Source organism: Mycobacterium sp. UM_11 (genome assembly GCF_001414075.1).
Lineage (GTDB): Bacteria > Actinomycetota > Actinomycetes > Mycobacteriales > Mycobacteriaceae > Mycobacterium.
Genome location: NZ_LATC01000138.1, coordinates 1 through 9,635 on the forward strand (window position 1 = coordinate 1; position 9,635 = coordinate 9,635).

General features: G+C 66.4%; 8 protein-coding genes. 4 read left to right on the forward strand and 4 right to left on the reverse strand.

Features of this window, described 5'->3' with window-relative positions:
• On the forward strand, positions 1 to 2,794 hold a 2,794-nt coding region (locus tag WU80_RS26210; protein ID WP_055405852.1), incomplete at its 5' end, for a patatin-like phospholipase family protein.
• 297 nt (positions 2,795 to 3,091) lie between these two features.
• Here the strand turns inward: WU80_RS26210 and WU80_RS22660 are convergent.
• The gene (locus WU80_RS22660; protein ID WP_055405363.1) at positions 3,092 to 3,985 is read right to left on the reverse strand and encodes a universal stress protein; all 894 of its coding nucleotides are present in this window, start codon (positions 3,983 to 3,985) and stop codon (positions 3,092 to 3,094) included.
• A 274-nt stretch (positions 3,986 to 4,259) separates the two neighbouring features.
• Between WU80_RS22660 and WU80_RS22665 the strand changes: the two genes are divergently transcribed.
• Positions 4,260 to 4,541 (forward strand): hypothetical protein, encoded by a 282-nt coding sequence (locus WU80_RS22665; protein WP_067823695.1) that lies wholly within the window; start codon positions 4,260 to 4,262, stop codon positions 4,539 to 4,541.
• Here the strand turns inward: WU80_RS22665 and WU80_RS22670 are convergent.
• The 3 genes from WU80_RS22670 to WU80_RS22680 all read right to left on the reverse strand — a co-directional run bounded on the left by WU80_RS22670 (position 4,538) and on the right by WU80_RS22680 (position 7,060).
• Entirely contained in the window at positions 4,538 to 4,873 is a 336-nt protein-coding gene (locus WU80_RS22670) for a DUF732 domain-containing protein (RefSeq protein ID WP_055405364.1), read from the reverse strand. The two genes, WU80_RS22665 and WU80_RS22670, sit on opposite strands and share 4 nt — an antisense overlap.
• A 92-nt stretch (positions 4,874 to 4,965) precedes the next feature.
• Complete coding sequence (locus tag WU80_RS22675) at positions 4,966 to 5,181, reverse strand: hypothetical protein (protein ID WP_055405365.1); 216 nt, start codon at positions 5,179 to 5,181, stop codon at positions 4,966 to 4,968.
• Between the two features lie 100 nt (positions 5,182 to 5,281).
• On the reverse strand, positions 5,282 to 7,060 hold the full coding sequence (locus WU80_RS22680; RefSeq protein WP_082459996.1) for an NAD-binding protein: 1,779 nt from the start codon (positions 7,058 to 7,060) through the stop codon (positions 5,282 to 5,284).
• Positions 7,061 to 7,352: 292 nt separating this feature from the next.
• Between WU80_RS22680 and glnA the strand changes: the two genes are divergently transcribed.
• Both glnA and WU80_RS22690 read left to right on the forward strand, forming a co-directional pair.
• Positions 7,353 to 8,789 carry a type I glutamate--ammonia ligase gene (gene glnA, locus WU80_RS22685; protein ID WP_055405366.1) on the forward strand — a complete coding sequence of 479 codons (1,437 nt, stop codon included), beginning with the start codon at positions 7,353 to 7,355 and terminating at the stop codon, positions 8,787 to 8,789.
• Between the two features lie 57 nt (positions 8,790 to 8,846).
• The coding region (locus tag WU80_RS22690) for a DMT family transporter (protein ID WP_055405853.1) at positions 8,847 to 9,635 on the forward strand (789 nt) is incomplete at its 3' end.

The window sequence follows — 9,635 nt, forward strand, 5'->3', positions numbered from 1 at the left end:
GATGTGTATAAGAGACAGGCTGGTCACCTGCGCCCTTGTCTTCACGGCCCTGGCGTTCTCCAAGTCCGGCAAGAAGCTCAGCCACTACATCCTCGCCGCGGCGTTGGTCGCCGCGTTCGCACACCTACTCGAGGACGGGTTGATCTTCTGCGCGCTGACCAAGCCCGCCGACGGGCTGCTCGGCCGGGTGCCGGCCGCCTTCTGGATCTACGCACCGGCGGCCATGGCAACCGTCAAATGGTGCGCGCTCGTCTTGGCCGTGACGGCGATACCGGCGGCCGTCTTCGCGATAGTCCGGGTGATCCTGTCGCATCTGCGCATGCGCAGGTACCGCCGGCGACACCACGGCAAGAACTGGTGGGACGACACGTTGTCGCCGCCGGCGCTGGACCCGGAGCCGGGTGACGTCGAGGCGGCCTGGCGCCAGGCCTATTACGTCCCCGACGCCGAAGACCTGGCCCGCAAACACGACGGCAGCCCGGTGCCGACGCCGACGGCACTGTGCCTGTCCGGCGGCGGAATGCGCTCCGCGTGCGTGGCCATGGGCGCGATGCAGAAGCTGGCCGGCCCCCGCGATGACGTCGTGGACGCGTGGCGCTGCGCGCCGGCGCTGGACGACTTCGACTATGTGATCTCGGTGTCCGGTGGTGGCTTCAGCGCCGGCGCGCGGGTGCTCGGCGTTCAAAGCGACGCTTCCGAGGGCAGGGCGGGTGGCGCGATCGCGCAGCTGTCCAAGCGATTCAGCCCTGGCTCAGTCGAGTTCGACTCCCTGCGCCGCCGTTGCGACTACATCGCCGACTCGCCGCTGGCGCTCCTGCGGGCACTCGCCGAGGTACTCAAGAACCTGTTGGCATCGCTGCTCATCGTGGCTTCGTCCGCGGTCGTGCTCGGATGGCTGCTGGGCATCTTCGTCAAGTACTTCCCGTTCCGGGCCGTCGTGCCCCGCAGGGGTGGGGTCGCGCCGCATGGCGCCGGTTTGCACCAGCAGCTCGATCTCGAAGCGCTTCAGGCCCGCCCGGTGGCGGCGTTGGCGGCGATCGCGATTCCCGTTGCGGCGGTGATCATCTGCATCATCGGCGATCTGGCCTGCGAATGGGCGTCGGCGTCGAAATGGAGCACCGTGGGGCAGGCCGCGTTCGGCTGGCTGGGCCGACGGGCCGCGTTGTTGGCGTTGCTGGTATTCGGCCTCAGCGTCGCCGGCCCGGCACTGATGTGGCTGTGCCTGCAGCGTCCGGACAAGGGACCGGTGGGGGCGATCGGCGGCCTCGCGGCCGTGGTGGTCTTGCAATATTGGACGACGCTGGTCTCGATGACCTCGAAGAAGGACAGCCTGGTAAGTCCCTCCCGGTGGCTCAGATTCGTGCCGTCGGGAGTGCTGCGCATCGCCCTGGTGGTGTTCACGTTGGGCGTGCTGCTGGTCGCGTGGCTGCTGCTGCTCGGCGTTGTCGCCGGCTACGTCTTCAACATGGAGATCGATCAGGAGATCCTGCACCCGGAGCGCAACCGCCAGCCGTTGACTTCCGACGTCCAATGGTTGTACCTGGGTGGCATCGGGCTGTTGGCGTTGCTGCTGAGCAGCTTTGACGTGACCTCGCTGAGCCTGCATCCGTTCTACCGGCAACGGCTGGCGCACACGTTCGCCGTCCGCCGCCTCGGCGGCAGGGCCGTGGAATACAAGCGCAGCGAGGCCACGTGGCTCGACGAATACGGCAAGACGCAAACCGGCGGACCGAAATTCGTCTTCGCCGCGGCCGCCGCCATCTCCGACGGTGACATCCGCCCGGCGCCCGGGCTGAACGCCGTGTCGTACGTCATGACCGCGGATTACGTTGGGGGACCGGCACTTGGCTGGCTGAAGACCGCCGAACTGCGCCAGGCGTCGCCGCCGCGCATCGAACGCGACCTCACCGTGGAGGCGGCGATGGCGGTGAGCGGAGCGGCGTTCGCCTCGGCGATGGGCAGGCAGAGCAAGGGCGTCCAGTCGCTGCTGGCGCTTTCCGGTGCCCGCCTGGGAACGTGGCTTCCCAACCCGCTGTTCGTGCGGAACGCTCAGCGCAAGGCCGCCGATCCGTCGTTTCCCAAGGCGCTGCCCTCCATGCGGGGGGCCGGGTACTTCTATCGAGAACTCCTGGGAATCAACAAGTTCGACGCCAGGCTTGTTCAGGTCACCGACGGTGGGCACTACGAAAACCTCGGTCTGGTCGAAGCCTTGCGCCGGCGGTGCCGGCTGATCTACTGCATCGACAGCAGTGGCGACGCCCCTCCGCTGCTGTCCGGCCTGGCCGACGCGATCAGGCTCGCCAGGTTCGAACTCGGCGTCGAGATCACCATGGACAGTGGCGGACCGTTCGGTGTCGAGAATCTCGCGCCGGGGTCCGGCGAGCAGTTCGGCGACAGTCACGCGTTCTGCAGCCTCAACGGCCGCATCAGCAAGTGCGCCGTGGCCAGGGGCAGGATCACGTATCCCGATGCGGCCGGGATCAAGACTGCGGAAGCCAGGACCGGATGGCTGATCATCGCCAAAGCCGTGTTGTGGCAGGGGCTCCCCGATTGGGTGTTGACCTACGCCGCGGAGAAGGGCGGCGCGGAGTTCCCCCACGACAACACGTCGGACCAATGGTTTTCCGAAGGGCAGTTCGCCGCCTACACGGAGGTCGGTCGCAGCATTGCGATGTGCGCCATGACGGTTCCGTGCGATGACGGCGTCACGACGGCCGACGGCGACGCGCTCGTGCTCCCGGTGCAAGACCTTGCCCCCATCGAGGTGCGCGTGCCGGCGGGGGCCTCGTCTTGACGGCCGAGGCGCGAGCGTTTGAAAGACATGACTAGATGGAAGGAATCACTCCGATGAGCACTCGTCCGAAAAAGCTGGTGTGTGCCGCCCTTTTCGGCGCGGCACTGACGCTGATGGCCGGCCCGTTGCAACATCCGGCCGTCGCCCGCGCCGACGTCAACCAAGAGTTCTATAGCTTCTGCATCAAGGACCTCGGCCAGGGCAACGACTACTGTTGCGCGCACGCCGGCGGCGCCGTAAAGGCCGGGGGGTGTGTCGACCCGGCAACGGGGAAGGCCGTATTGGCCGCAGCCTGGGTCAGGGTTGACGCGCCACGATCACGGGGACCTTGGCCTTGTTGACCACCGTCGCCCCGACGGAGCCCAGCAGCATTCCCGGGAACCCGCCGCGGCCGTGTCTGCCCACCACCATCAGTTGCGCCCGCTCCGCCGCCTCGAGGAGCCAGCGTGCCGGCTCACCGATTTCGATCCTGCGGCGGACCGCCACGTGGGGATAGCGTTCGTGCCAACCCGCCAGGCGTTCGGCGAGCGTTTCCTCCTCCTCGGACAGCCGGGCGTCCCACTTGGCGTCTTGGTACGCCCCTTTGAGGGCATAGACGCGAGGGTCGGCCCAGGCGTGGAACGCCATCAGGCCGACACCTCGCCGGGAGGCCTCCGCGAACGCGATCGCGGTGGCCGCCTCCGATGCCGTTGAGCCGTCGATGCCCACCAGCACCGGTGCCCGCGTGATGCTGCCGACGAGCGCGTCCTCGTCGTGGATCACGGCGACGGGGCAATGCGCGTGGTACACCAATCCCGAACTCACCGAGCCGAGGACGCTGCGGACCAGGAAGCCGCCGTGCCCCCGATAGCCCACCACGACCATCGCCACCGCCTTGGAGAGGGCGACGAGCGTGGGGATGGTGGCCGAATACAGGACCTGGCTATCGATTTGCGGAGGTCCAGCCTCCGATTCTCGGGCGGCCCTGACCGCCGCCGCGATGCATTCGCGTGCCCGCGTCTCCTGCCAATCGCTGAAGCCGGCGAGAGCGGTGACCTGAAACCACTCGGGTGAGGGGGCGTCGACGACGTGGACCAGGGCCAGCGGCGCATCCCGCAGCACGGCCGTGCGGGCCGCCCACCGGACGGCGCGCAGCGCTGCTGCCGAGCCGTCGACGCCAACCAAGATCGCGTCAGGTGGTGGCTGCCACATCTCGGCTCGTTTCTGATCGGCTATGTACCCAACGGCAGGATCATCCAGGGCCGCCGCGATTGTCAGGGCCGAAGTGATGCAAGCGGAAGGACCAAAGGCACCGAAGCGACGCCGGCGAATGCCGTTGCGACGCAAGCGGCCCGAAGTGTGTGCAGGTGAGAGGCACTGAGCCCGTCGAAACATCGGTCCCACTTCGACGTTCGGGGTATAAATGCATTAACCCGTGACTGCGCGACTGAATCGAGGAGAAGTGTTCAAAAAGCTGCTTCTTGCCATGACATTTGTCATCGCGTTGTTCGCTCCCGCCGCGGTGCCGGCCGCCCACGCCGACCCGATCGGCTTCCCGCCGGATTGGCCGTACTACGAAATGCAAACCGAGCAGACCATGTGCAACGCGATGGCGCAGGGATGGTCGCGCGCCCAGATCGTCGGCGCGATGCAACAAGCCAACAACCAGGCGGTCACGGGGTTGACTCCCGTTCAGGCCGCCAAGCGCGCCAACATGTGGGTCGACCTGGGCCGGATCAAGTACTGCCCCGGTGCGGTCGCCAGTTAGCTGTTGGCCCAGCGGTTGAATGCGGGCTCCATGTCGGGGCAGAACGCCCCGGCGGCGGCGCCCATGATGTGGCCCGCCTGTACGGACTCATAGCCGTTGCTTGCCACATATCCGTAGATGCTGTCGAAGTCGGTGCCGCCGCGCGCCTGTTGGCAGACGTTGTTGCCGATGTCGATCATTCGCCCCGGATTGTCGTAGGGCACCTGCAGCACGTTGAGCGTGTGCAGGTAGGCGCCGATCGAGATGGGGTTGGGGTCGGCGTGGACCGTGGGCGCCAGCGATACCGGCGCGGTCAGCACCAGCGCCGAACTCAACAAAGCCCTCAAGCTCACGGGTGGCTCCCCTCCGTAGGATTTGGTGTTGCTGCGCGAAAACCTTGCCGCCGTGAACGATTCACGACGAAAGCCAGATCACCCGGGAGCCGTCAGCAGAGCGCGGCGGAAAACCACCCGCCGGCCACCAGCGCGATGACGAGCGCCGCGGTGGTGTGCCCCGTCGTCGCGGCGACGACGATGCCGGTGACCGCGGCGATGAACGCCATGACCACGACCAGGGCGAGCAGAATCCGATGTGAACGCACCGCGCCCGTCGCGCGCGGTGCAACCACTACATACTTGCCCGACCCGTGGGGTGCGGCCATGGAAACTCCCATCGCGTTGTGACCTCGGATACAAAGAAAGCACAAATGTGCTGTGCATCACAACCAGACGGTACGAAGTGGTTCGCCTTCTAGCCGTTAGTCAACCGTCCGTGTCGGGCGCCCACCGCGGTCGGCGCACCTCCGGCCGGCGGGCCGACCGCGCTGCGGCCAACGCCTCGGTGCGCTCGCCGTTGATGGTGGTCGGCGGGGGAGGCTGGCCCTTGCGCAGCGTCGCGATCAGTTCCCGGTAAGGGCCGATGAGGTAGACGGTGTCGCCGGCTTTCAGGCGCGCATCCCGGCGCGGGCGCAATCGGACCGGCCCTTCCGGCCGCGTGATAGCGATGACGCGGGTCTGGGTGGACAGATCGACCATCCGCAGCCCGTCGAGTTCGCTGCCCGCCGCCACCAGCATTCCGCCGACCATGAAGGAGCGCTGGCCGACCCAGAATGTGCCGAGCACCTGCAAGCCCATCGCCGCACCGATAAACCACGGCGCCGCCAAGTCGACGATCGACCGCACGTTCTCGAAACCGAACCGCCGATGCACCGCGGTGCCCAGCGCACGGCCCTGAATGCGCATGACGATCGGCACCCTTGTGTCGGATCCCAGCATTTCGAGCAGCACGATCCCCGTCTCGATGTTTTCCATGTCGTCCTGGGTCACCAGCGCGACGCCGCGGGCGCGATCGACGCGCGCCGACTCCAGCGTCTGGCGCATGGTCGGGTCCCCGAAAATCACCGGCACATCGAGATCGGCCACGGTCGGCAGGAAGCGGTTGCTTTCATCCGGCTCGATGACCACGACGTCGTATCCGGCCGCCGCCAGATCACTGACGACCCGGACGCCGATGGAACCCAGGCCGACGACGACGACGTGGCCGTGCATGTGGCGCGCGCGGCGCAGTCCGGCCGTTTGGACGAAGCGTCGCGACAGCAGCAGGTCGGCAAGGAATGCGACGAGGATCGCGGTGACACTCGCGCCGCCGAACATCAACAAGACGCCGAACAGCCGCAGGGATGTGGATTGCTGGGCGAAGCTGAAGTCGCCATAGCCGACGGTCGTGATCGTTTCGGAGGCGAAGTACAAGGCGTCGACCCACGACATCCGGGGGTTGTGATAGGCGAAACGCACCACGGCCGTCGACCCGAGAGTGAGAAACAGCGCGAACGCCAACGAGGGGAACAGCATTGGGTTCACCTCGTCGCGGATGGCGCGCGCCGCGTCGATGACCCGCCGCACGCGGGAATTTCGAGCGCGCGTCGCGGTCGGGGGAGGCAAGGTGATGCCACGGGCTTCCAATTCGTCCTTTACGCCGATCATCGACGTCCAGTCGCCGGCGTATACCCGCAGATCGCGCCCGGGGCATGGCACCACCTCGCCGGGAGCGGGCGAATTCTTGCCGTGGACAACCGCCACCGGTGCCAGGTCGGAGTGGATCTCCCGGAGCGTCGCGTTGTGTGGCGCCTCGGATCCCCAGACGACGAATTCAATACCGGCCGTGTTGAATTGGTGGGCGTTGCGCGACAGGACGGCCTCGACGATCGAGGGTGCCGCGAGGTCGGCGACGTCCAAGATCGCGCCGGGGCCGTTGACGGTAACGACGGCTTCGCGCAGTACATCGTTGGCCAGCCTGGCCACAACGCGGACGTTGGGGCTGAATTCCCGTGCCAGCAAGGCAATTTCGAGATTGACCGCATCATTTGGACCCGCGCACACGACGGCACGTGCGCGCTGCACCCCGGCGCCCAGGAGATCGGCGGCGGTGTTGATCCTGATGATTCGCGCGCCCGCGCCCCTCAGCTCTTCGGCGATCGTCTTCGACAACGCATCGTCACCGCTGACGATGATCTCGCGGTGAAACTGAAAGAGCTCGCCCATCGCGCGGGCTGCGTTCGACTCTTACGGGCGTCGATCGCCACGGCTGGTCGCCGGATGATCGCCGGTTTCGTTGCCTGCCATGACTACTCCTACTTCTGCTGCAACTGCGCGGTCCATATGACTATCGGCCAACAGGCAGGGAAGTGCCACCGGAACCCGTCCGCGGTGCAACCGGAACCCCTGTCTTTCTGTGACGCAACAGGTTCGACTCGCGGTGGTGACGCGGGCGAAATAGTGCGGGGGTAGAAAGCGCTCGCACGCCACTGCCGACAATCAAGCTGAGGAGCGTTGCGTGTCCGAGAAGACGCCCGACGATATTTTCAAGCTAGCCAGGGACGAGAACATTGAGTACGTCGACGTCCGCTTCTGCGACTTGCCGGGCACCATGCAGCACTTCACGATTCCGATCTACGCCTTCGACGAAGGCGTGTTCGAGGAAGGCCTGGCGTTCGACGGCTCCTCGATCCGAGGTTTTCAATCGATCCACGAGTCCGACATGGTGCTGCTGCCCGATCCGGAGACCGCGACGATCGACCCGTTCCGGGCCCGCAAGACGCTGAACGTGAACTTCTTCGTGCACGACCCGTTCACCCTCGAGGTGTACTCGCGCGACCCGCGCAACATCGCCCGCAAGGCCGAGAACTATCTGATCAGTTCCGGCATCGCGGACACCGCATACTTCGGGCCGGAGGCCGAGTTCTACATCTTCGACTCGGTCAGCTTCGACTCGAGCACCAACGAATCGTTCTACAAGGTGGACGCGGCGTCCGGGTGGTGGAACACCGGAGAGGACGCCGAGGCGGATGGAAGCCCCAATCTCGGCTACAAGGTCCGCCCCAAAGGGGGGTATTTCCCGGTGGCACCCACCGACCACTACGTCGATTTGCGCGACGAAATCCTCACCAACCTGACCAACGCCGGTTACTCGCTGGAGAAGGGCCACCATGAAGTCGGCAGCGGCGGCCAGGCCGAGATCAACTACAAGTTCAACACGTTGCTGCACGCGGCCGACGACCACCAGATGTACAAGTACATCGTCAAGCAGACCGCGTGGCAGGCCGGCAAGACCGTCACCTTCATGCCCAAGCCGTTGTTCGGCGACAACGGTTCCGGAATGCACTGCCACCAGTCGCTGTGGAAGGACGGCGTGCCGTTGATGTACGACGCGACGGGATACGCCGGTCTGTCCGACACCGCGCGCCACTACATCGGCGGCTTGCTCTACCACGCGCCGTCGTTGCTGGCCTTCACGAACCCGACCGTGAACTCCTACAAGCGTCTGGTTCCCGGTTTCGAGGCGCCGATCAATCTTGTCTACAGCCAACGCAATCGGTCGGCGTGCGTGCGCATCCCGATCACCGGTAACAACCCGAAGACCAAGCGGCTGGAATTCCGCTGCCCCGACTCGTCGGGCAACCCATATCTGTCCTTCGCCGCCCAGTTGATGGCGGGGTTGGACGGGATCAAGCACAAGATCGAGCCGCCCCCGCCGGTCGACAAGGACCTCTACGAACTGCCGCCGGAGGAGGCCGCGGAGATCCCCCAGGCGCCCACGCAGCTGTCCGCGGTGATCGACCGTCTGGAGGAAGACAGCGAATACCTGACCGAGGGCGGGGTCTTCACGCCCGACGTCATCGCGACGTGGATCAACTACAAGCGCACCTACGAGATCGCGCCGTTCAACCTCCGGCCGACCCCGTACGAATTCGCCCTCTACTACGACGTATGACGTAATTCGCTTTTCGGCGCAGTTAGCCGAGCCGACGTCCCGGGTACCCGTCCCGCCATGGGGTGGGTGGAATCACACGCGGTCGCGATCTTCTCGGCGCTGCTGTCTGCCTTCTGGGCGGCCGTGGGGATCGTCGTCCGGCAGCGCGCCACGCAGGAGGTTCCGGCCGACGAGGGCATGTCCGGGGCGATGGTGACCACCCTGGCTCGACGGCCGTTGTGGTGGGCGGGCACGGTCGCCGCCGTCGCCGGCTACGCGTTTCAGGCCGTGGCCCTCGCCCATGGATCCCTCCTGCTGATCCAGCCGCTCCTGGTTTCCTCGCTGCTGTTCGCCTTGCCGTTGAGCGCCGGACTTTGTCACCAGCGCGTCAGCGCGGCCCAGTGGGGCTGGGCGACGCTGTTGACGGGCGCGCTGGCGGTTTTCGTGCTCGTCGGTGAGCCCCGTGAGGGCCATAACCGTCCCCCGGTCCCGGCGTGGACCGTGGCGCTGTTGGTGACGGTGCCGTTGCTGATCGTCTGCGTCACGGCGGCCCGCCGCGCCGCGGGCCGCGTCCGCGCCATGCTGCTGGGGGTCGGGGTGGCGATCCTGCTCGGCATGATCGCCGTCTTGACGAAGATCTGTACGCACCGCTTCGGCGTCGGCGGTTGGCACGCGCTGCTGACGGTCCCGGCCCCATACCTGCTCGTCGGTCTCGCCGTCGCGGTGACGCTGGTGCAGAACTCGGCGTTTCACGCCGGAGCCCTGCAGGCCTCGGTGCCGATCATGCTGGTGGGGGAACCCGTGGTGGCGGTCCTGCTGGGCGTCGCGGTGCTTGGTGAGCACCTGGCGGCTGTCTCTTATACACAT